General features: G+C 61.7%; 15 protein-coding genes and 1 pseudogene. 9 read left to right on the top strand and 7 right to left on the bottom strand.

Annotation, left to right across the window (positions count from 1 at the left end; genetic code table 11):
- Together M6D32_RS10415 and M6D32_RS10410 are read left to right on the top strand one after the other, a co-directional pair.
- Window positions 1–121, top strand: a pseudogene (locus M6D32_RS10415) (IS630 family transposase); the annotation flags it as partial.
- Window positions 122–261: 140 nt separating this feature from the next.
- Window positions 262–1710 (top strand): PAS domain S-box protein, encoded by a 1449-nt coding sequence (locus tag M6D32_RS10410; RefSeq protein ID WP_298255817.1) that lies wholly within the window; start codon window positions 262–264, stop codon window positions 1708–1710.
- 447 nt (window positions 1711–2157) lie between these two features.
- Here the strand turns inward: M6D32_RS10410 and M6D32_RS10405 are convergent, their stop codons facing one another.
- The 3 genes from M6D32_RS10405 to M6D32_RS10395 all read right to left on the bottom strand — a co-directional run bounded on the left by M6D32_RS10405 (window position 2158) and on the right by M6D32_RS10395 (window position 6855).
- A complete protein-coding gene (locus tag M6D32_RS10405) occupies window positions 2158–4659 on the bottom strand; it encodes an ATP-binding cassette domain-containing protein (RefSeq protein ID WP_298255816.1) in 2502 nt (833 codons plus the stop codon).
- Window positions 4656–5525 carry a branched-chain amino acid ABC transporter permease gene (locus M6D32_RS10400; RefSeq protein ID WP_298255815.1) on the bottom strand — a complete coding sequence of 290 codons (870 nt, stop codon included), beginning with the start codon at window positions 5523–5525 and terminating at the stop codon, window positions 4656–4658. The genes M6D32_RS10405 and M6D32_RS10400 overlap by 4 nt, the downstream gene beginning before the upstream one ends.
- A gap of 85 nt (window positions 5526–5610) precedes the next feature.
- Window positions 5611–6855, bottom strand: a complete 1245-nt coding sequence (locus tag M6D32_RS10395) for an ABC transporter substrate-binding protein (protein ID WP_298255814.1) — start codon at window positions 6853–6855, stop codon at window positions 5611–5613.
- A 148-nt stretch (window positions 6856–7003) separates the two neighbouring features.
- Here M6D32_RS10395 and M6D32_RS10390 point away from each other — a divergent pair, with 148 nt between their 5' ends.
- From M6D32_RS10390 to M6D32_RS10380, 3 genes are all read left to right on the top strand, one after another.
- A complete protein-coding gene (locus M6D32_RS10390) occupies window positions 7004–8176 on the top strand; it encodes a fumarylacetoacetate hydrolase family protein (RefSeq protein WP_298255813.1) in 1173 nt (390 codons plus the stop codon).
- Window positions 8177–8444: 268 nt separating this feature from the next.
- On the top strand, window positions 8445–9455 hold the full coding sequence (locus M6D32_RS10385) for a TRAP transporter substrate-binding protein (RefSeq protein WP_298255812.1): 1011 nt from the start codon (window positions 8445–8447) through the stop codon (window positions 9453–9455).
- A 15-nt stretch (window positions 9456–9470) separates the two neighbouring features.
- The gene (locus tag M6D32_RS10380) at window positions 9471–11399 is read left to right on the top strand and encodes a TRAP transporter large permease subunit (protein ID WP_298255811.1); all 1929 of its coding nucleotides are present in this window, start codon (window positions 9471–9473) and stop codon (window positions 11397–11399) included.
- 96 nt (window positions 11400–11495) lie between these two features.
- On the opposite strand, the gene M6D32_RS10375 is transcribed toward M6D32_RS10380, so the two are convergent.
- On the bottom strand, window positions 11496–13838 hold the full coding sequence (locus M6D32_RS10375; protein WP_298255810.1) for a molybdopterin guanine dinucleotide-containing S/N-oxide reductase: 2343 nt from the start codon (window positions 13836–13838) through the stop codon (window positions 11496–11498).
- Window positions 13839–14020: 182 nt separating this feature from the next.
- Window positions 14021–14881, bottom strand: coding sequence for a fumarylacetoacetate hydrolase family protein (locus tag M6D32_RS10370; protein WP_298255809.1), 861 nt, complete (start codon window positions 14879–14881; stop codon window positions 14021–14023).
- 297 nt (window positions 14882–15178) lie between these two features.
- Between M6D32_RS10370 and M6D32_RS10365 the strand changes: the two genes are divergently transcribed.
- Window positions 15179–15391: a hypothetical protein gene (locus M6D32_RS10365; RefSeq protein WP_298255808.1), complete on the top strand. Its 213-nt coding sequence runs from the start codon at window positions 15179–15181 to the stop codon at window positions 15389–15391.
- Between the two features lie 174 nt (window positions 15392–15565).
- Here M6D32_RS10365 and M6D32_RS10360 read toward each other — a convergent pair whose 3' ends face one another.
- Complete coding sequence (locus tag M6D32_RS10360; protein ID WP_298255807.1) at window positions 15566–16273, bottom strand: GntR family transcriptional regulator; 708 nt, start codon at window positions 16271–16273, stop codon at window positions 15566–15568.
- Between the two features lie 349 nt (window positions 16274–16622).
- On the opposite strand from M6D32_RS10360, the gene M6D32_RS10355 reads away from it, so the two are divergent.
- Window positions 16623–17006 carry a carboxymuconolactone decarboxylase family protein gene (locus M6D32_RS10355; protein ID WP_298255806.1) on the top strand — a complete coding sequence of 128 codons (384 nt, stop codon included), beginning with the start codon at window positions 16623–16625 and terminating at the stop codon, window positions 17004–17006.
- A 97-nt stretch (window positions 17007–17103) separates the two neighbouring features.
- Here the strand turns inward: M6D32_RS10355 and M6D32_RS10350 are convergent, their stop codons facing one another.
- Window positions 17104–20496: a molybdopterin-dependent oxidoreductase gene (locus M6D32_RS10350; protein WP_298255805.1), complete on the bottom strand. Its 3393-nt coding sequence runs from the start codon at window positions 20494–20496 to the stop codon at window positions 17104–17106.
- Window positions 20497–20801: 305 nt separating this feature from the next.
- Between M6D32_RS10350 and M6D32_RS10345 the strand changes: the two genes are divergently transcribed.
- On the top strand, window positions 20802–21683 hold the full coding sequence (locus M6D32_RS10345) for an isocitrate lyase/PEP mutase family protein (RefSeq protein WP_298255804.1): 882 nt from the start codon (window positions 20802–20804) through the stop codon (window positions 21681–21683).
- A gap of 48 nt (window positions 21684–21731) precedes the next feature.
- On the top strand, window positions 21732–22736 hold the full coding sequence (locus tag M6D32_RS10340; protein WP_298255803.1) for an ABC transporter substrate-binding protein: 1005 nt from the start codon (window positions 21732–21734) through the stop codon (window positions 22734–22736).
- Window positions 22737–22747: the final 11 nt, after the last annotated feature.

The raw sequence follows: 22747 nt of genomic DNA, 5'->3' as shown, positions 1-22747 counted from the left end.
CCTCATCGAGGAAATCGCCGCCTGGGAGCACGACCGCAATGCCAACCACACCAAGGCCAACTGGCACTTCACAACTCCCAATGCCCGGATCAAACTCAAGCACCTCTACCCATCAATCTGAGTGAATCGGGCGACTAGTGCCGCGTCGGTGTTCCAAGGAACCGGAGGGCGACCGTTTAACCTATGTGATTGGCCTAAGGCCCGACCCTGACCAAACTCCAATGAACTCAAATTGCCACGTTCAGTTTCGGTTATTGCACAATGAGCAATGTACCTTCGGATACACCACGCGCCTTTCAGGCCGAACCCCTGGAAACCTCCATCGAGTTGGATACGGTCGCCATCGCTGCCGGCGTCGCCCTTGGTTTGCGTGACGACGATGAGGCCTTCGAAGTGCCCGGGCGGCTGTTTGAGCAACTGCCGTTTGCAATTTATGTTTGCGACCGGGGCGGCCTTGTTCTTCGATACAACCGCCGCGCAGCCGAACTATGGGGCCGGTCGCCCAAACTGGGCGATCCTGCCGAACGATTCTGCGGATCGTATCGAATGTTCCGCCCCGACGGCAGTCTGCTTCCGCACCATCAATGCCCCATGGCGGACGTACTGCGTACCGGTATTTCCGTGCGCGAACAGGAAGTGCACATCGAGCGACCTGACGGTTTGCGTGGCATCGCGCTCGTTGACATCGAGGCAATCAAGGATAGCGGTGGCAACATAGTCGGCGCCGTCAACTGCTTCCAGGATATCACGGAGCGCAAACGCAATGAGGAGACGGCGCTGCAGCTCGCCGCCATCATCGAATCAAGCAACGACGCAATCATCAGCAAAAACCTCGATGGCATCGTCACGAGCTGGAACGGCGGCGCGGAGCGCATTTTTGGCTATCTCGCCGAGGAAATCATTGGCAAGCCGATCGCGGTTCTGATCCCGCCCGATTATCAAAACGACGAAGACGTGATCATGGGCAGGATTCGACGCGGCCAGAGCGTCGAACATTTCCAGACGGTTCGGCGGCGCAAGCACGGGGGTCTGATTGACATTTCGCTGAGCGTTTCACCGGTCAGAAACGCTCAAGGCAAAATCATCGGCGCATCGAAAATCGCTCGCGACATAACAGAGCACAAGCGGAGCGAGGCGCAGATCGTCAATCTCGCGCGCGAGGCCGAGCATCGAACAAAAAACATCCTGGCCACCGTGCTGGCGACGGTGCGTCTTTCTCATTCCGACAACTCCGATGATCTTAAGCAACTCATCGAAGGGCGCATTGATGCCCTCGCAAAGGTTCACGCACTGTTCGTGCAGTCGCGCTGGACGGGAGCCGACCTTCGCAGCTTGGTCACACAGGAGCTTTTGCCTTACCGCGGCGGGGTGAGGGAGGCGCGTGTGCGAATTGACGGTCCAGCCCTGACGCTGGAGCCGAATACGGCTCAGGCGGTCGCGATTTTCATGCATGAACTCGCGACCAACTCGGCAAAATACGGATCACTATCGGCGGCCGATGGTTGCGTTGAAATAGCATGGTCCCGTACGGCAGACGGTCGGCTCAATTTGCGCTGGATCGAGTCGGGCGGGCAGACCGTCACGCCGCCCACGCACCGCGGCTTCGGCACGCGCATTATGGAAAATATGATTGGCCAACTCGGGGGCGAGGTGCGTTTTGATTGGCGCGCTAAAGGGCTCACGTGCGAAATTGCCGCGCCGCTCGCATAGGCCGCGCCTTCCAAAGGTAATGCGGATCGCTTCCCTGCGCGGCGCTTCCAATTCAAGCCAAGCCTGAATGTCGCCCAAAGCCATCGCGCGATTGGTTGAACGCCGAAACACGGGCCTTCAGGCGCCATCGCGGGCGGATGTGGAACCACTCATCCCCGCCCGGAGTTGCGGCCGGGGAGCAGGGGGCAGAACACGGGCTTCAAATTCAGGCCGGTTACCGCAACGGCGCTATCAGCGGCGTTGCGCAGAGCGCTCTCCGTATTTCGCGACAAAGCGGCATGGCGAGCGCTGCAAACGAACGCCATGTCGACCGATGTTTCGTGGCCGCATCGCGCCGGACAGTACGCCGAAAGTTACGGTGAGATTGCAGGGGAGGGGTTCTTGAAAGATTGCTCAGGCGCGCGGTGAAGAGATGGACGTTTTGGCAGGGCGGCCCGGGAGCCGGCATTATCCGACGCCTAAGAACTTCGTCTGGGTTTCCACATCATCGCGAAGCGCACGGCTTTCGCCCGTATAGGCGATCTGTCCGTTGACCATCACGTAAGCCCGATCGGCAAAGTCGAGAACGAGGTCAACCTTGTGTTCGACCAGCAGGATGCTGGTCTTGTCGCGCAATTGCTCGATCGCGGCGAGCACCTCGGCGACAACCGACGGCGCAAGACCCTCGAAAGGCTCGTCGAGCAGTATCAGGCGTTGCGGGGCGCACAGCGCCCGCCCGATCGCAAGCATTTGTCGCTCGCCGCCGCTGAGGTTCTCGCCCCTGGCGTCCCGCCGCGTCTTCAGCTTCGGGAACAACCCATAGATCTCCTCCATCGGCCAGCCGCCGTCGCGCTGGGCGAGCGTCAGATTCTCGTCCACCGTGAGGTTCGGGAAGATGCGCCGGCCTTCCGGCACGATGGCGATGCCGCGCTTGTTGACTTGATCCGGCGACAGCGACGCGATGTCGTGGCCTGCGAAAGTCATGGTGCCGCGGCTCGGCTTGAGCAGCCCCATGATGGTCATCAGCGTCGTGGTCTTGCCGACGCCATTGCGGCCGAGCAAAGCGACGACTTCGCCCTCGCGGACTTCCAGATCGACGTTCTGCAGGATGTCGCTGGTGTTGTAACCGGCGCCAATTCCTTTCAGCGTCAGCAGCCGCGACCGGTCGGCTCGCGACACGGTCGCGGCTGCCGGCTGCAAGCGGCGGGCGCCGTGGCGGCCGAGATAGGCTTCGAGCACGGCAGGATCGTTGGCGATCTTCGAAGGCTCGCCTTCGGCAATGACGTGACCCTGGTGGAACACCGTGATCTGGTCGGATAGCGACAGCACGCGATCGATGTCGTGCTCGATCAGCAGCACCGTGTGATGGCGGGACAGGTTGCGGATCAGCGTTCCGATGCGTTCGCGATCCGCGTCGCCAAGGCCGGCGAGGGGCTCGTCAAGCAGGAGCAGTTCCGGATTGGTCGCGAGCGCCACTGCGATCTCGAGGAGACGCTGCTCGCCATGTGCGAGGTTGGCGCAGCGTTCGTGGGCGCGATCGACGAGGCCGACGGTGGCCAGCAGCGCCCATGCCTTCTCGCAAACATCAGGCAATCGATACGCATCGCGCCACAACGACGTGCGGTAGGGCGAGCGCGCCTGCGCCGCGACCCGCACGGTCTCGAACACGGTCAGATGTTTGAACACACTGACGATCTGGAACGATCGGGCCAGCCCGCTGTCGATGCGCTTGTGCGCCTCCATGTGGGTGATATCGCGGCCGAGAAAGCTGGCTGTGCCGCCCTCAAACGACATCAGGCCGGTGAGGATGTTGAAGAAGGTGGTCTTGCCCGCGCCATTCGGGCCGATAATGGTGTGCAGCGTGCGCGCTTTCACCGTCAGGTCGATCTTGTCCGCCACGACGAGAGAACCGAACCGTTTCGACAGACCGCGTACCTCGAGCACCGGAGCATCGGCCGCGACGGAAGCTACCGATTCGATATCGAGCAGGCTGGTGAATTTGCCCGGAGGTGGAATCGCCTCGTCGGTGAGCGTCCAGCGGTCGCCACGGCCTCTCAGGCGCATCCAGATGCCCGAGACGCCTTCCGGCGACAGCAGGATAAAGGCGATCAGGATCAGGCCGAATATCAGCCACCAGTGCTCCGTATAGGAACTGAGCTTGTCGCTGAGCGTGAGAAAGATCACCGCGCCCCAACTCGACCCGAGGAAATGGTGGATGCCGCCAAGGATCGTCATCATCACGGGATCGCCGGCGTGCTGCCAGTTGAGATTATCCGCGTAGACGCTCTGGATCATGAAGGTGAGCAGGCTTCCGCCGAGCCCGATGAAGGTCGACGACAGCACGAAGGCGATCAGCTTGAAGCGCTTGGTATCGTAGCCAAGGCAGCGGACGCGCTGCTCGTTGTCGCGTATGGCCTGCAGGACGCGGCCGAACGGCGAATGGACGATACGCCAGATCGCGTACATGCCGCACAACACCATGGCGACGACGAAGTAATGGTAGGCGAGGGGCGAAAGCAGGCTGTTGCGTGAGATGCCTTGCAGGCCGTTTTCGCCGCCGGTGACGTCGGTCCACTTGAACGCGATTTCATAAAAGAGCTGGGTAAAGGCGAGCGTCAGCAACGAAAAGTAGATGCCGCGGCGGCGCAGGATGAGCAAGCCGATGACGAGGCCGAGTACGGCTGAGGTCACGGTGCCGAAGATGATCGACAGGTAGATGTTGTCGAAGAAGTACAGCATCGACAGGCCAGCCGCGTAGCTCGCGGCGCCGAAGAAGGCCGACGCGCCGAAAGAGACGAGTCCGGTGTAGCCGAGCAGCAGATTGAAACCGAGACCATAGAGCGCGTAGATCGCGATCTCGGTCGCCAGGCTCGCGGAGGAGCCGACCAGCGGCAGAACGAGGGGCAGCACGGCGAAAACCACGCCGGCCACCAGAATAGGGTGCAGCAGGACCTTGGTCACGAACTTCATTCAAAGCGCTCCCAGCTTTCGCCGAGCAGGCCACGCGGTCGAATGAGAAGGATCAGGATCATCAGCGCATACATCACCGCAGTGGACGCCGCCGGCCAGAACTGGATCGACAACGCTACCGAAACGCCGACGAGAAGTCCGCTGATGACCGCGCCGCCGAAGCTGCCGAGGCCGCCGATGGTGACGACGACGAAGGCGGGCATGATCGCGGACTCCGACATCGACGGCACCACGCTCCAAAGCGGTGCAGCGAGCACGCCGGCGATGCCGGCGACCGCCGTCCCAAGCCCGAAGACGGCGGTAAACACGCGCTTGAGGTTGATGCCGAGCATGCTGACCATTTCAGGGTCGCGGCTGCCGGCGCGAATGATGCGGCCGTAGCGCGTTCCGTGCAGGAACAGCCAGAGCGCGAGCAGGATCAGCACGGTCAGGACAAGTACGAACAGGCGATACTTTGTGACCAGCACAGGTCCCCAGATGATGAAGCCGGACAGCCACGCCGGTGCGTTGAAAGGGTGGCCCGTTGCGCCCCAGATCGTGCGAATCAGTTCTTCGACGAACAGCGCGATGCCGAAAGTCATGAAGAGACCGAGCAGCGGCTCCTTGCCGTAGAGCGGCCGCATCAACGTCATCTCGATCAGGATGCCGACAATGCCGACGCCGAGCGGCGCGAGAAAGATGGACCATGGGCCGAGGCTGTCCCGCAGCGTCAGCGCAAAATAGGCGCCCAGCGCGAAGTAGATGCCATGCGCGAAATTGACGATGCCGAGCATTCCGAAAATGATCGAAAGTCCAATGGCGATCAGGACGTAGAGAAAGCCCAGAACAAGGCCGTTGACGACCTGCGAGATGATCAGCTCGGTCATGTGGATCGATACCGCTGCCAGGATGACGACGAGCGCGGCGGGATGTGGTCGCCGCGCTCGTCAGAAGGGAGGAAAGCAGGCTCCGTCAGCTCTTGAAGGTACAGCCGATCTCTGCCTGGGTTCCGTAGGCTGCAGCGAGGGCGGCTGCGTCTTTGGGATACTCGCTCTTGATGTCGAAATAGTCGTACTTGTCGGTAATTTTCTCCTTCACCTGCGCGACCAGCAACGGCTGCACGAGCTGATGGTCGAAGTTGCGGAAGAAGATCGGCGTATCCTTGTAGCCTTCGAACTTGTGCTCTTCGAGGAAGCCGACCAGCTTGGGCGTGTCGGTCGACTTGGTCTCCTTGATCGCGGTCAGGATCGACGTCATGGCGAACCAGTCCTGCCATCCTTCAGATTCCGGCGGCTGGTTGTATTTCTTCCGGAAAGCTTCCACGAACTCAGTGCCGCGCTTGGTCAGGTGCGCGCCGGTGTAGTTCCAGATCTTCGGATAGGTTCCGAAAGCAGCTTCGGGGCCGGCAGCCCATAGATCGGTGTCATTCACGATCGGCGACGACAACGCCACCTGATTGGTGAGGCCAATTTCCTTCATTTGCTTCAGGAAGTTGGTGAGGTCTGTGCCGCCGAGGCCCACATAGACCACATCCGGCTTGGCCTGACGCACCTTGAGCAGGTATGAGCTGAAGTCGGTGGTGCCGAGCGGCGCCTGGTCGTAGCCGACCACGTTGCCGCCGTCCTTGACCACAACCTCCTTCATCTGGTTGTAGGCGTCGATGCCCCAGGCATAGGATGCTACAACGAAGTACCACTTCTTGCCGCGCTGCTTCAGCAAGGGATAGACGGCGTTGACCGTGACCTTGTTCGGCAGATCGACACGAAACGTGTACTTGCTGCAATTCTTGCCTGTAATTTCGGTGGCGTTCGGGCCGCTCGCCATGAGCAGTTTCTGTGCGCGTTCCGCGACCGGCATGATCGCCAGCACGTCGCCGCTGGACACGCCGCCCTGAACCGCGACGACCTTCTCTTCCTCCAGAAGCTTGTGCATGTTCTGCTGTGTGGATTGCGGCGACGACTCATCGAGCCACACCAATTCGATCGGACGGTCGAGCACGTGGCCGCTGAAATCGTCGATCGCGATCTGCGCGCCCTGGTGGCCGATTTCACCCTGCACCGCATAGGGGCCGGCCTTCGGTAGCAGGAGGCCGATTTTGACGGATTCCGCGGCGCGCGCGGTGATCACGAATGGGGTCGCAAGTTGCACGGCGCCAACCGCGGCGCCCGTCAACAAGGTCCGGCGGTTGATGCCAAATCCCCCGAGGGTTTTCTTCATGGATCCTCCCGTTTTTCTATCGGGTCGCGTTGATGCGGCCCTTTGCTATTGATGCAGCGCAGACGATACGCGCTTTCTTCGGGTTTGTCCTCCCGCTCTGAAATCGTTTACAACGAAAGTCGCGAACGATGAAACGGGAGAAGCGCGCGTGATATCGCTTGATGCTGCATCGATCCTGCCGGATGACGGCACCGGTGGGACGTTGGTCGGCCGGGTCTGGTTGCCGTCCGAGCAAGGTCCGTCAGTTGTCGCCGTCCGGGAAGGCGGCGTCTACGACGTGACGGCAGACTTCCCGACCGTTAGCGCTTTGGCGGAGGACGCCGACCCGGCGTCGTCGCTTCGCAAGGCCAAGGGTACGAGGATCGGCGATCTTGACGAACTGGCCCGCAATACGCCGCCTGATCGCCGTGATCCGACCAAGCCCTGGCTTCTCGCTCCGGTCGATCTGCAAGTGCTCAAGGCTGCCGGCGTCACTTTCGCAGTCTCCATGCTGGAACGCGTGATCGAGGAGAAGGCGCGGGGCAATCCCGCTGCCGCGGCTGCCATCCGCGCCGAGGTCGTGCGGCTGGTCGGGGATGACCTGTCGAAGCTGAAGCCGGGCTCGGTACAGGCGATGCATCTCAAGGAAGTGCTGATCGCGCAGCAGGCCTGGAGCCAATATCTGGAAGTCGGCATCGGTCCCGATGCCGAGGTCTTCACCAAGGCGCCGGTCATGTCGTCCGTCGGTGTCGGCATGGATGCAGGACTTCACCCCAAATCGACGTGGAATAACCCGGAGCCGGAGGTCGTGCTCGTTGTGTCCAGCCGCGGCAAGGTCGTCGGTGCGACACTTGGCAATGACGTCAATCTGCGCGATTTCGAGGGCCGCTCCGCGCTGTTGCTCTCGAAAGCCAAGGACAACAACGCATCCTGCGCCATCGGGCCTTTGCTTCGACTTTTCGACCGCACTTTCACTCTCGACGATGTTCGCAAGATGGACTTGAACATGACGGTGAAGGGCGAAGACGGATTTGTCCTCGAGGGGCATTCATCGATCAGCAAGATCAGCCGCGATCCCGAAGATCTCGTGGCTCAGACGATCGGGCCCGTTCATCAATACCCGGATGGCTTTGCGTTATTCCTCGGCACGATGTTTGCGCCGGTGAAAGACCGCGACGTCGCGGGGCAGGGCTTCACGCACAAGCCCAACGATGTCGTCACGATCGAGGCGGCAAGGCTCGGCAAGCTCATCAACCGCATGCGCCCAAGCGACGAATGCGAGCATTGGAATTTTGGGCTGACCGCGCTGATGAAAAACCTCGCGGCGCGGAAACATCTCTGAGCGATCGCGACCAGCTCCCTTTTTCAGGGCCCGGATCTGCTCGCCGATCCCGGCGCCAGATGGTCCGGGGCGGTATGCCGCGGTTCAGGCTTTTAGAGCCCGGCGACTTAGCAGAAGGTTGAAAGGAAGCGGGGCTTCATTTTTCAGGAAAATCCTGACACTAAATCAAGATTAGGGCTGGCTTTTCCTGACCGTCTACGGGTACAGCGAACGAGCCAAAATCAAAATAAGAGGTCGCGTTTTCGCGGCTACCGCGGAGGAATGTTCGATGATCAACCGACGCACCCTGCTGAGGGCCGGCGCCATTGGTGCGGGTCAAGCCGTCGCATTGCCTTATCTCGCTCGCGAGGGTTTTGCCCAGACCGCGGCCTACACGCTGAAGCTCACGATGGCCGACACGCGAGTGCACCCGCTCTACCAGGTGCTCGTCCGGTTTGCCGACAATGTGAAAAAGAAGACGAATGGAGCCATCGATATCCAGGTTTACGGCACGGGTGAACTGGGCAGCCAGCTCAATATCCTGACCGGTCTGCAGACCGGTATCATCGACTTGTGCGCACACACATCGGGATTTATCGACACGCTCATTCCGCAGTTCCAGGTAATGGATTTGCCGTTCCTGTTTCCCGATCTCGCCAGCGCAGAGAAGGTTCTGGACGGCTCGACCGGCAAACAGCTTGCCGACTTGATGCCCCCGAAAGGCATCTACGCGCTGGGCTACGGTTACTGGGGCTGGCGCGTGACGTCGACGATCGACCGCAAGGTTCCGGAGCCGAAGGATATGCAAGGGATCAAGATCCGCGTGCAGCCCGGGCCGATCTTCGCAGCCACTTATCGCGCCCTGGGCGCCAATCCAATCGCGATCGATTTCAGCGAAATCTATCTTGCGCTTTCGCAGCGAACGATCGAAGCGATCGAAACGCCGATCATTTCGCTGCCGGCCGCGAAACACTACGAGGTCGTCAAGGTCGTCAATCTCACCAACCACGTCTACAATGCCGGCGTGCTGATGGTCAGCAAACGGAAATTCGATTCGCTTCCGAAAAATCTGCAAGAGAGCTTGCGCGAGGCCACGGCGGAGCTGACGCCCGACTGGCGCAAGACCATGGTCGAGAAGACGGCGGAGACCAGTGAATTCCTCAAGCAGAAGGGCTTGAGCATTCTCGAGGTGGATCGCGCTGCCTACAGGAAGCAGACGCACAGCGTCTACGATAGCTTCCGCAACGTCATCGGCGCGGAGCTGTTCGACTCGGTTCTCAAGCAGGTCGAAAAGGCCTGACCGACGGACCGGTCCGTGACGCTCGCAGAAGAAGCGGCAGGCCCGAGCCCGCATCATGAGCTCGCGCCCGATTCCGGGCGCGGCGTTATTTGGCAGAGCAGGGCACTCGCGAAAGGCATCCGGCGAGCGTTGGACCTGATCGATCTTGCCGGTCGCGTCGTGGTCGTCGCTGCCTTGATCGGCGAACTTTCGGTCGTCCTCACCGATATATCGATACGTTTCATATCTTCCGAGTCTTTGCTCTGGTCCGACGAAGCCTCCAAGCTCTGCCTGACGACGGTGGCGTTCCTTGGAGGAGCGCTCGCCTATCGCGCGCGTCACCATACGGCGATTCAATTCGTAACCCGCTTCTTTGCGCCCGGGTTGCGCGACGCGACGGCTGCTGCGGTGGATGCCTTCATCCTCTGCGCAACCCTGATCACGCTGTGGGTCTCTTTCGATCTGTTCAAGGTGGCGTTGACCGCCTACACGCCAATCCTGCAGATCAGCAACGCCTGGATCGTGCTGCCCTTCAACGTCGGGCTCGGCTTGATCGCGATCTTCTCGGTTGAGCGGCTGCTGTTCGAACACTGCGCGCGTCACGTCTGCATCGTGGCGCCGCTTGTAGTCGCAATCATGGTATTCGTCGCGACAGGTCCGCTTCCGCGACCGGGTATGGCCGTCGGTTTGACCATCATGCTGCCGCTGTTTTTCGCGGCTGTCCTGCTGGGCTTGCCCGTCAGCTTTTCGATGCTGCTCGGCTCGCTGTTCTTTCTTCAGGTCACGGACGCAGCGCCCTTGATCGCCGCGGCACAAAATACCGTCGATGGCACCAGCAATTTCATCCTGCTGACGCTGCCATTCTTCATTTGGGCCGGGCTGATCATGGAGAAAGGCGGGATCAGCCTGCGGCTCGTGCGCTTTGCGACCGCGCTGGTCGGCCATTTGCGCGGAGGACTGCTGCAGGTCGTGGTCGTCACCATCTATCTCGTCTCCGGTATTTCCGGGTCGAAGGCGGCGGATGTTGTCGCTGTCGGATCGGTGTTGCGGCGCGAACTCAGGCGGCAAGGCTATCGCGCCGAAGAGGGCGCTGCCGTGTTGTCGGCGGCGGGCGCGATGTCCGAGACGATCCCGCCGAGCATCGCCATGCTGGTTCTCGGATCGGTGACCCCGATCTCGATCGGAACACTGTTCATCGCGGGCCTCCTTCCGGCGGCGGTCATCGCTCTTTTCCTGATGGTTGCGATCTATTTTTTTGCATGGCGCCGCGACACCCCCCGTGCTCCCCGCGCCAGTCTGGGCGAAGTCGCACGGGCGACCGGTAGCGCGGTCCTGCCCCTGATCATGCCCGTGATCATGATCGTCGGTATCAAGTTCGGATATGCGACCCCCACCGAAGTATCAGCCGTTGCCGTGTTCTATGGCCTTGCCCTCTCGATCGTCGTTTACCGCAGCATCGGGTTCGCCAACTTCTTTGCGATTGCCGCCGAATGCGGCCTGCTTGCGGGAATGGTGCTGTTCATCATCGCTTGCGCGGGTTCGTTCGCATGGACGCTGACAGTCGCAAATCTGCCTGCGGCGCTCATTCACCTACTGCATGCGGTCGGCGATAGTCCCACCCTGTTTCTGATCGGCTCGATCATCCTGTTGATCGCGATCGGATCGCTGCTGGAGGGGCTTCCGGTCCTGATCATCCTCGGTCCTCTCCTTTTGCCCATCGCCGCGCAGCTCGGAATCGACAGCATCCATTATGCGATGGTGATGTTGCTCGCGATGGGCATCGGCATCTTCATCCCGCCGATCGGAATCTGCTTTTATATCGCATGTGCCGTCGCCGAGGCGGACGTCGAAGCGACCTCCAAAGCGATGCTGCCTTACCTGATCGTGCTGATCGCCGGCGTGCTGGCGGTCGCCTTCGTGCCGTGGTTCACGGATATCGTGCCCTATCTGGTCGAGGGGCATTGAGTGCGCTTGTTCGCGAAGGACCTGCGGTGAAAACGAAGCGGCGTACTTCGGTCGAAGCGAAAGCGTGACTTTCCGTCGAAAGTCGGGGCAGGCCGGCTAGGCGGCGGGAACATACGACGCCGCCGGTGGGTCATAGGCCTGGATCGGCGGCAGGTTGCCGTCGAAACGCTGCACCTGAACCGTCGTCAGTTGCCCGGTGCAGCCCTGGGCCAGCGCCGACGTTCCGACGTCGCGGGTCAGGACGTTTGGATTGCCGTGAACGCAGAGCGGTTTGTCTTCCTGCGGATCGGCGGGGTCATACCAGGCGCCGGTCGGAAGCTGGATCACGCCGCGCCGAATGCCGTCCGTCAGGGTAACACTCGCGAGGCAGGCACCGCGTTCATTGGACAAGCGGATAATGTCGCCCTCTGAAATGCCGCGCGACTTCGCATCGTCGCGGTGCATGGTTGCCACCTCGCGGCCCCGGTGCTTCGAAGCGCCGCTGTGCCCGCCGAAATCGAGCTGGCTGTGCAGCCGCGTGCGTGGCTGGTTGGCGACCAGCACATAGGGTGTGCTCTTGTCGGGAACGTAGACCGGCCCGAGCCAGGCGGGGTGGCCCGGACAGTCGGCTTCTCCGAAGCTTGCGATGGTCTCCGAATAAATTTCCAGTTTTCCGCTGGATGTTGGCAGCGGATTCGCATTGGGATCGTCGCGGAAGGCGCGCAGATATCCGCCGTCATCGGCTTGCTGCGGCAGGAGATAGCCGTTGCCGGCCCAGAATTCGGCAAAGCTCGGTGCGGGCAGTCCGGCCGCGGCGAGCGCCTCGCGGGTCGGCTCGTAGAGATGCTCGAGCCACTGACGCACACTACGTCCTTCGGTGAAAGCCTCGCGCGCGCCGAGACGCTCGGCAAGGTCCGCGAAGATCGCGTAGTCGTCACGCGCCTCGCCATAGGGCGCGGCGACGGAGTGCATCGGCACAAGCAATGGGTCGTTGGAGTTTCCGCCGATGTCCTCGCGCTCGAGCGTCATCGTGCAGGGCAGGACGAAGTCGGCGTGGCGCGCCGTTGCGGTCCAGGCCAGTTCATGGACCACCAGCGTGTCCAGGCGTGCGAAAGCCTTGCGCAGACGATTGAGGTCCTGGTGGTGATGGAAGGGGTTGCCTCCCGCCCAGTAGACCAGCTTGATCTCGGGATAGGTTCTGCTCTGACCGTTGTATCGATAGGTCTCGCCGGGATGCAGCAGCATGTCGGCGATGCGCGCGACCGGAATGAAATCGCGCACGCCGTTCTTCCCTTGCGAAAAGGTCGGCACAGGCACCGCATTGTAACGGCGCCCGTAATAGGCGATCGCGCCAAGCGCATAATTATAGCCGCCGCCAGGCAAGCCGATCTGTCCCAGCGCAGCCGCAAGCACCATGCCCATCCATACCGGCTGCTCGCCGTGCTCGGCGCGCTGCAGCGAATGCGAGACGACGATGAGCGCGCGTTTGCCGTGGAGACGGCGAGCGAGCGCCACGATCTCGTCAGCAGCGACGCCGGTGAGGGTAGCCGCCCACGCGACATCCTTTGGCTGGCCATCCGTCTCGCCAAGCAAATACCGCTCGAAGATTTGCCAGCCAGCGGTATAGCGCTCAAGGAAGGAGCGGTCGTGCTTGCCTTCAACGACGAGGGTATGGACGATCCCCATCATCAGCGCGGTGTCGCTGCCTGGAATGCACGAGAGCCACTCGGCTTTCGCCTCGTCCGGCAGGTCTACCCGCAGGGGGCTGACCAGCACGAAATGGCAGCCGCGTTCGGCCGCGCGCCGCATCGCGCCGCGCTCGACGTGTTTGCTGATGCTGCCGCCGGCGACCATCGAGTTCTTCAAAGCCATCCCACCGAAAGCGAGCACGATTTCGCTGTGCTCAGAGATCTGCTCCCAGGTGACGTTGCGCTTGGTCATGCCCTCGTAGTCGCCGATGATGTGCGGGATCAGGACCTGTGACGATCCCGAGGAATAGCTATTGACCGATTTCACATAGCCGCCGCAGGCAATATTCAGGAAGCGGTGGATCTGGCTCTGGGCATGGTGGAACCGGCCGGCGCTTGCCCAGCCGTACGAGCCGCCGAAGGTGGCTCCAGGCCCGGCGCAGTCGCGCACGCGGCCGAGTTCCTTGCCGAGCAGGTCAAGCGCCTCATCCCAGGACAGCGGAACAAACTCATCGCGTCCGCGCCGCTCGTCTGCGCCCGGTCCATTCTCCAGCCAGCCTTTTCGAACCATCGGCCGTGCGACACGCGCGCGATGATGCAGCGCGGCCGGGAAATTCTGGATGATCTCGTTCGGATCCGGGTCGCCTTCGTGCGGCCTGACTTCGAGTTGGCCGTCCCGCATCCGGGCCGAGAACGCTCCCCAGTGGGAGGTGTGTGGGGCGAAGCCTGTCTCCGCTTCTCTGTTCCTTTCGGCAACCTTGGAGTCGAGCATGGTTAAGGCCTCTTGTCGCACCGTTTGCGCGAAATTCGTCCGAAATCCGAATTGGCCGCCGTGCGGCTGGCGTAAGCCTTCGGGTTCCTCTGCGCCAATAACCTACATATTGGACCGGCGTTTCCAGCGCTACCTTGAAAAAAGCGGTCCTGATTTGTCGAGATGAGACGGGTGAATAGCGCCTACTTCTCGGCAACCACCGCATTGCTGAGCACGCCGATACGCGACGATTCCACTTCGACCACGTCTCCGGGTTTCAACCAGCGCGGGGGATCGAAGCGGGCGCCAGCGCCGGTAGGCGTGCCGGTCGCGATCATGTCGCCCGGCTTGAGCGTTGCGAAGGTCGAGAGATAGGCGATGAGGAAGTCAAACGGGAACATCAGCCGCTCGGTGGTGTCCTGCTGCCTCGTCTCGCCGTTGACGCGGGTGGCAATGTCATGAGGGCCGCGCGGATCGCATTCGTCGGATGTGACGATCCATGGGCCTATGCTGCCGGACCGGTCGAAATTCTTACCCTGGGTCACGTTGAACTTGCCGTGACGCAGCCAGTCTCGCACGCTGCCCTCGTTGCAGAGCGTCATTCCGAAGATATGCGACCATGCCTGTTCGCGCGGAATGTGGCGCCCCGGCTTGCCGATCACGATGACGAGTTCGCCTTCGTAATCGAGTTGATCGGACACTTTCGGCTTTTCGATCGGCTGTCCCGAACCGACCACGGAAGACGAATTGCGGACGAAGAGGCTCGGATATTTCGGCAGGTCGGAACTGTCTTTGTACTCGGCGTTGCGGTCCATGTAGTTGACGCCGATGCACCAGAGCTTTTCCGGTGTGTCGACTGGCGGCAGCAAGGTCAACTCTGCCAAGGGGTGATCGGGAGCCTGGCCTGCAATCGTGTCCCGCGCGGCGCTCAAGCCATCGCGGGCGATCAAGGCCTTCAGGTCCGGGAAGTCGCGGCCGATCCGCCGGCTGAGATCAACAACGCCAGTGCCCACCACCGCGCCGTATTGCGGCGCGCCATTCCGGAGATAGCTTGCGAGTCTCATTTTATTTTTCTTCCTCAATGCCGCGCGACGGCTCGATCGGACATATCATCATTTGACGGAGGACTTTACTGAATTGTGCCGCCTTTCTCCCATTTATTGGGCAGTGCCGGAAGCCGGGTTTGGCTGAAAAATTCGGGATCGCAGCCGAGGAGTGCCGGTGGTGCCGCTGCGGGATCGTGCCGCGGCCGCCGAGCGGGTGAAGTGGAGCTAATATTAATTTGAGAACGGGATTTTTGGGAACCGAAGCATACCGCGTGTCGTTCTGTTCGTCGGTCAGTTTTGGAGCTGCGAGTTTCGATGAAAATTAGCGACGGTTTCAAGGCGCGGCTCGAATTTGTGCTCGAGCAGGTTTTCGAAAAACTCTCCCATGGCGGCGATCACGAAACACGTGCTTTCGTTGCTCACAGGCTCCTGAAGGCAGCGCAGGCCGGTATCGTTAAGATCGACGACTTGAAACGTGTCGCAGGGGATGCGTTGCGCGACGCGCTTCAGACCCCGAAATCAGCCTGACGTCCGGAAGGCGGCAACCAAAATACCTTGTGAGACCTTGCGAGCGCTGCGGCATTCTTTGTCTCGAAGTTCAGGGCGCGGCTTGCGCTTCGCTACATGACGGTGAAGCATTCAGACATAGCCGTTCGGCGAACGCGTTGATGGCCAAGACCCGTTATTTCTGCCGTCGAAAGGCTATCCCTTGCCCTTAGCCGCCGATCGCTCGATCATGTCGAGGGCGGCAACCGCTGCGGCTTCCACGTGATCGACGCAGCGGCGTTCGGCGAGGTCTTCGTTGCCGCTCCGGATCGCGCGCCAGATCGCCGTCACCTCGCGCAGGCTCTTGTTCATGCGCTTGGGCTGCGACATCGAAGTGATCCGCAGCAGTGTGATCCGATCGTGCAGCGGCCTCAGCATCCGCTCGACGAATACGTTCTGGCACCCTCCGATCAACGCTGCGTAGAAGTCGGTCTTGGCCTCGAGTGCTGCCATCATGTCGGGCTTGGCAAAGGCAAAAGCTGCCTTCAACCGGGTGAGGGCACCACCCATCCTGCGTGCGACGGCGGGATCGCGCAGCCGCGCACATTCGCGCCCGGCGAATCCCTCAAGCACCGCGCGAGCGGCATAGAGCTGCCGGGCTTCCTCAAGGCTGATCGTGCTGACCGCGGGGCCGCGGTGGGGCACCGTGTTGACCATTCCGTCGGCTTCCAGGAGCCGCAGCGCCTCGCGGATCGACGGGCGGCTCACGCCCGTCATCTCGCACAGTTCCCGTTCGACCAGCCGCTGCCCTGGCTTGAGCGTGCCGGACATGATGGCTTCGCGCAGTTTTTGCGCGACGATCGTCCGCACAGTCGGGACGTCTTCGATGCGAAGGGTGGACTTCAGGTCGGTGCGTCGGTCCATTGGCGAGCGCCTTCGGTCAGTTCCGGTCTCATGCGGTTTACCGGCAGAATCGGCATTTCCGCAACTTACAGCCATAAGAGCCCATTTGCCTGCCAAAATCGATATCGATGAATTCGCTCGTCGGCGGCCTTTTGCCTTTCCTTGCGGACCGGTCCGCCAGCTTTTGAGATTGTCTGTCAATCTGTCAAGCCGGAGAATTTGCCATCGACAGTAGATGGCGCCCCGGATTAGAATCGCGCGGCAATGCGAGGAAATCGCTCTGTGTGGAGGCACTGGGCTCCGGCGACTCGCCCCGGGTGCGCCGAAAATATCAGGAAGCCGAAAATATCAAGAAAGTGGAAGGTTGATCATGAGCAAGACCGAACTGTTCGAAAAAGGCCTCAAGGTTCGCAAGGAAGTGCTTGGCGAGGACTACGTCAACAAGTCGATTGCAGGCGCAGACGAGTTCACCCGCACCATGGCGGAATGGTCGACCGAATTCTGCTGGGGCGCGTGTTGGACGCGGCCGGGGCTCGACCGGAAGACCCGCAGCATCATCAACCTCGCGATGCTGAGCGCGCTCGGCAAGACCCACGAGCTGAAGCTGCACGTCAGAGGTGCACTCACGAACGGGGTCACCGTCGAGGAGATCAAGGAGGTTCTGCTTCAGGTCGCGGTCTACTGCGGCGTCCCTGCTGGCATGGAGTCCTTCCGTAACGCGCGTGAAGCAATCAAGGACGCGCAGGGCAAGTGACATTGTAGCTGGTACTGACTGACAATCTGACGAGAATCAACGCGTTTGCCGCAGCAAGAAAAATAGGCCGTCGTTTCCTCTGATTCCTGGCGTTTCGTCAGAGCGCCAGCGTCAGTTCGGAGAGCGGCACGGCCTGGCAGGTCAGGCATCGATCCGCTTCGCCGTCCTCGGCGGCGAGGCGCGCAATGTTGCCGTCGACGATGCGCATGGCACAACTTTCGCACTGGCCGACCCGGCAACCGCTCGGAAGCGCAAAGCCCGCCGCTTCGGCGGCATCGAGAATGGTTCCGAGTTCAGGTGCCCAGACGAAGCTCTTGTCGCTGCCGGCGATATGGACGGTCTGCGGCATCAGCGTTTTCGGCACCGTCGGCGGCGAAGCAAAAGCTTCCGTAAAGATATCGAAACGCGGTACCCCGCGTGCGATCAGTTGTGCCGTCAACGCGGACGTAAAATCCGGCGAGCCGCAGATGTAGGCGAGCGGCCGCTGCGGCAGCATCGCATCGATCGGCGAAAGATCGAGCCTTCCGGCATAGTCGTAATCTTGTGGGCAGCGATCTTGCGCGCGCGGGGCCGAAAAGGCGGTGATGCAATCGAGTTCCGGGAGTTGGCATGCAAGCTCGCGCAGCCTGCCGGAGAACGGATGCTCGCCGCCGTTGCGGCAGCCGTGAAACAGCAGCAGCCTGGCGGCGCGCTCATCGGGCGCGCGCTCCGCCAGCGCTTCGAGGTAGCCGACAAAGGGCGTGATGCCAATGCCGCCCGCAATGAACAGGAGTGGTCGTTTTCCGTTCAGCGGCGGAGTAAAGACGCCGCGTGGCATCTCGGCGGCGACTTCATCGCCGGCGTTGAGACGATGGAGTCGATCGGAAAGGTGCGCGGCCCCATCGCACGGATCGCTGCTCTTTTTAATGGCGACCGACAGGGAGTTGCAGGCGTTGCGACCGGTCAACGAATAGGCGCGGGTAACATCGATGCCGGGCAGGCTCAGCATGATGTGTTGGCCGGGGCGGAATGCGGGCAGGGGGGCGCCATCACGCGGCACGAGTTCGAGCTCTATGACGTCGTCTGCTTGTTGTCGAAGGGCGGCGACCGAGAACGCGCGCCAGCCGGTCCAGCGCCCTTGGCTTGCGGCTTCGTCCTTGCGGATGTCGCAGCACGTTGCGCGTAGCGGCACCGAGCCGCTGACGGGATCGCGCGCGGCATCGCTCAAAGCATCGTTCATGTTCGAGGTGAGCGATCCGGCCGGGTTCATCCCATCGAGACCCAGCGGCGGGCAATCTTCCCACCATCCGAACTCGGCAATGGCAACCCGATCGTCCAGCGCCTCATTGAGGCGCACGCGCAGGCGAACTTCTCCCGAAGCCGTCTCGACGATGGCCCAATCGCCTTCCTTGAGGCCGCGCTGCGCCGCCAGCCTTTCGTTCATCTCGACCGCCGGCTCCGGCGTCTTCTTGCGGAGCGAGGCGACGTGGCGATGGGAGCTATGGATGAACCAGCCGCTCTTGGCGGTGGTCAATACGAAGGGGAAGCGGTTGTCGAGCGCCTCGGAAAGAGGGCTCTCGGCCGGTTCCACATGATCGGGCAGCGGCGAATAGCCGTGATCGAGCATCAATTCCGAATAGATTTCGACACGTCGGGTCGGCGTCGCAAATCCCCTGATCGTGCCGTCCGGCTGCTGCTGCGCGTATTTCTTGTGACTGAACGCTTGCGGGAAGCGTTTTCCGGTCGGATGCCGGCGCAACTCATCGATCGTTACGCCGAGCGGCGCGAGCTGGTAGTTCCAGCCGGCGCGGATGTCGCCGCCGAAGAATTGATTGGCGAGTCCGAGCCGCACCGCGAGCTCGGCGGCAATCTGATAATCCGCCTTGCACGCGCCAAGCGTAGGGACCATCTGCGGGCGAAACTGGATGGTCTCAACGGCCGCCTGCGTGATTTCAAAGCCGATTTTCAGCGCGTCGCGCTCCCAGGGCATGCTGGCAGGCAGCACGATATCAGCACACTCGGCCGTGGGATTCATGAACATGTCGACGTGAACGTGGAATTCGAGCTCGCGCAGGGCGCGCTGGTTGCGGGATGACTGTCCTTGCGAAACCACGAAATTGGTGCCGAAGCTCATCAGCGCACGGACGCGATAGGGTTCACCCTCCAGCACGGCGCGGCTGAAATCGCGCGCCGTGATCCAGCCGTGGGCAGGCGGCCCCAGCGGCAATTCGCCGATACCGAGCGCCTTGGCCTGCTGCTCTTTCGGCAGCAAAGAGTAATCGTTGACCGTGCGCGTCGGCGGCGGCACCTGCCAGATATTGCCGCCCGGCCGGTCGCACGCGCCGGTGAGCGCATAGAGCGTTCCGATCGCGCGCTCGGTCATGGTCGCATTGGTGTGCTGTCCGACGCCGGTCCATGAGTGATAGGCGAGGCGCGGGCTGTTTTCGAACAGTGCAAAGAACTCTGTGATCTTGCGCGCTTCCAGCCAGGTTGTTTGAGCGACGTGGTCGAGCGTGTAGGGCGCGGCAGCTTCCGTGAGCAACGAGAACGCGGTTGCGGCCGGAATGGCGCGGCCATCGCGGGTCGTGAGCTTGACCCGGCCATCGAGTTGGCAGTTGGTGGGTTCGATCACAGCCATGCGGGGATCGAAGGCGCGTGGCTCGCCCGCGTGGTCGAGAACGGCAAAAGCGTCCGATGGCTGGTCATCCCAGAGTTCGGTCGCGCGGACGAACCGTCCGGTCTGCGTGTCGACCAGTAGCGGACCGTTGCTCCAGCGCGCCACGAAATCCGTATCGAACGACTTTGTCGTGATCAGATGGCGGATGGCGCCCATTGCGAGCGCGCCGTCAGAACCGGGACGAATCCGAAGCCAGATATCGGCGTCTTGCCCGGAGCCGTTCGGCTTGGGATCGACCACAGCAACACGCGCGCGGCGCCGCCGCGCTTCGGCAACACGCGTTGCCTGCGCGAGCCAGGTGCGAGCGGGGTTATGTCCCCACAGCACGATGGCGTCGGCCTGTTCATAGTCGGGAAAGCCAATGCCGCGGCCGAAGGTCAACGCGTGCGCGAAGTCCTTATGCCAGCCGCAAATCTCGATAGCATAGATCAGGTTCGGGCTGCCGAAGCAGCGGATGAAGCGCTCGACCCATTCAAAGCTGTCGACCATCGGCGTTCCGCTCGGCGTGGTGACGGCAAAGGCGACGGCTTCGGCCCCTGACTCCTTTCGGATACCGCAGAGCTTTCCGGCGATCTCGTCCAGCGCATCGTCCCAGGAGATTTCGACCCAGCCCGGATCGGCGGCGTTGCGCGGCGCGGTCCGGCGGAGCGGCTTGGTCAGGCGGCGCGGGCTGTGCACCATCTCGGGCGCGGCGCGACCCTTGGCGCAGAGCGCGCCGCCTGTCGGATGCCCCGGCAGATTTTCGACGCCAACGAGCCGCCCGTTGTCGACAACCGTAATGGAACCGCAGCGGGATCGGCAAAGCGTGCAATAGCCGGGGATGCGCTCAACCATAAAATGCCTCAATAACAACGAGGTAGCGCAGGAAAATTGAAGGGTCACACAGCATCGACCAATGGGTCGATCCCCGTCAAGCGCATTTGGATCGTGCCTATGTAGCTCGACTGCTTTGCGTTGACGGGCGCGAGCGCGCGGCTCGCCCATGGCCAAGCGGAGATAATGATTTTTGCCGGACAGATCGTACCAATCGAGGCCTTGCGCTATGGCTCGACTTCGCGCCAGAGTTCCAGGTCCAAAAAGAACAAGGGACAGGCGGCCGCCTTCAAGAGCCGTCGTCCAGGTAATGACGGGAGGATCGCTTGGCTGGAGCCACATCGCTTCGCGCGCTGCTGCAACGCGACGGATGCCTGACGCTTCCGGGAGTCTTTGACGGCATCTCCGCGAGAGTTGCCGCAAGTACAGGATTCGACGCACTTTATATGACCGGCTATGGCGTCGTCGCCTCAGCGCTCGGTGTGGCCGATGCCGGCACCGCAACCTTCACCGAGATGCTCGACCGCGTCCGCTGCGTCGCCGGTGCCACCAGCCTTCCGTTTCTCGCCGACGGCGATACCGGTTACGGCGGGCTGTTGAATGTCGATCGCACCGTGCGCGGTTATGCCTCGGCCGGCGCCTCCGGCATTCAGCTCGAAGATCAGGAATTCCCCAAGAAATGCGGCCACACCGAGTTCCGCCGCGTCATTCCAGCCGACGATGCGGTGGCGAAAATCCGTGTCGCTGTCGAAGCGCGGCCAGGCCGCGACTTCCTCATCGTGGCCCGAACCGATGCGCGCTACGCGGAAGGGCTGGATGCGGCGCTGCGCAGGGCCGAGCGATTTCTCGAAGCGGGCGCCGACGTCCTGTTCGTCGAGAGCCCGGAGAGCCTTGAGGAGTTGCGCCGCGTTGCCGAAACCTTCAAGGGCGCAACGCTGCTGGCCAACATGGTCGAGGGCGGCCGCACGCCGTATCTGTCGACCAGCGAACTCGCTGCGATGGGATTCAAGATTGCGCTCTATCCCGGCTCCGGCTTTTTGACGGCGGCCGGTGCCTTGCAACTGGTCTATGGCCACCTGAAGAGCGATGGGATCGGCACCGGCAGCCCGGCTCCGATGCTGCCGTTCTCCGAAATGAATCAATTGATGGGCTTTCCCGCCGTGCATGCTTTCGAAAAGCGCCATGGCCTGAGCGGGAGCCAGCGCTGATCTTCGAACTCTCGATTCAGAAATCCCAAACCCATAAAGGATGATGCGATGGCACAGGGAAAACGATTTCTCCGGCTTGGACCGATTGGCGTTTTCCTCGCTTTCGCTGCGGCTGTCGCGGGCTGGACCCTTTCAAGCGTGCAGGCCGAAACAATCACGGTCACGCACTGGGGTGGTCAGTTTTATGGCGTTCCCTACGCGGTGGCGATGGAGAAGGGCTTCTTCAAGAAGAATGGCGTGGACGTCACCGGCATCCTGACGGCTGCCGGCGGAGGCACGGCGGTCCGCAACACGTTGGCCGGTGGCATTCCTTTTGGCGAAGTCTCGCTCGCCGCTGCCGTTCAAGCCATCAATGCCGGTCAGAAACTCATCATCATCGGCGCGGGCGCCTGGTCGGTGGCGGACCAGATGTGGCTGGTGAAAAAGGATTCGTCCCTCAAGGGCATCAAGGATCTCGTCGATAAAAAAATTGCCTATACGTCGCCGGGTTCGGTCAGCAACATGCTGATCCTGATGGCGCTGAAGGCAAGCGGCATGACACCGCAACAGGTGAAGCTCGTGCCTGCCGGCGATCTGGGCGCCATCATCTCCGCCGTCGGCAGCGGCGCGATCGATGCTGGCTTCTCGGATGAATTGATCTATGCCCAGCACAAGGATCTGGTGAAGCCTTTGTTCATGGTACATGATGTGCTCGACCCGCACATGACGCAGACAGTGATGATTACGACCGCCGAGTATGCCAAGGCGCATTCCGACGTCGTCAAGGGCCTGATCAAGGCGCGCCGCGAAGGGCTGGCCTATGCGATCGGCCACCCGGATGAGGCCGCTGATATCACGGCGAAGGCGTACAACAATCCGAACGCCGAACTCTTTCGCAATCACGTGCGCGAACTGATCAAGCTAAATTACTGGAGCAACGGCCGGCTCGACTACCCAAGCATGAACCACATGGTCGAAGGCCTTCGGATCACCGGACAGCTCAAGGGCGATGTCGATTGGCCGAAATACGTCGATACGGCGTACCTGCCGGACGATTTGCGCCCGACCCAGTGAGGGCTTCGCGG

The organism is Bradyrhizobium sp. (genome assembly GCF_027307225.1).
GTDB lineage: Bacteria > Pseudomonadota > Alphaproteobacteria > Rhizobiales > Xanthobacteraceae > Bradyrhizobium.
The sequence above is the reverse complement of the archived record's forward strand: the minus strand, read 5'-3'. Positions and strand labels throughout refer to the sequence as shown.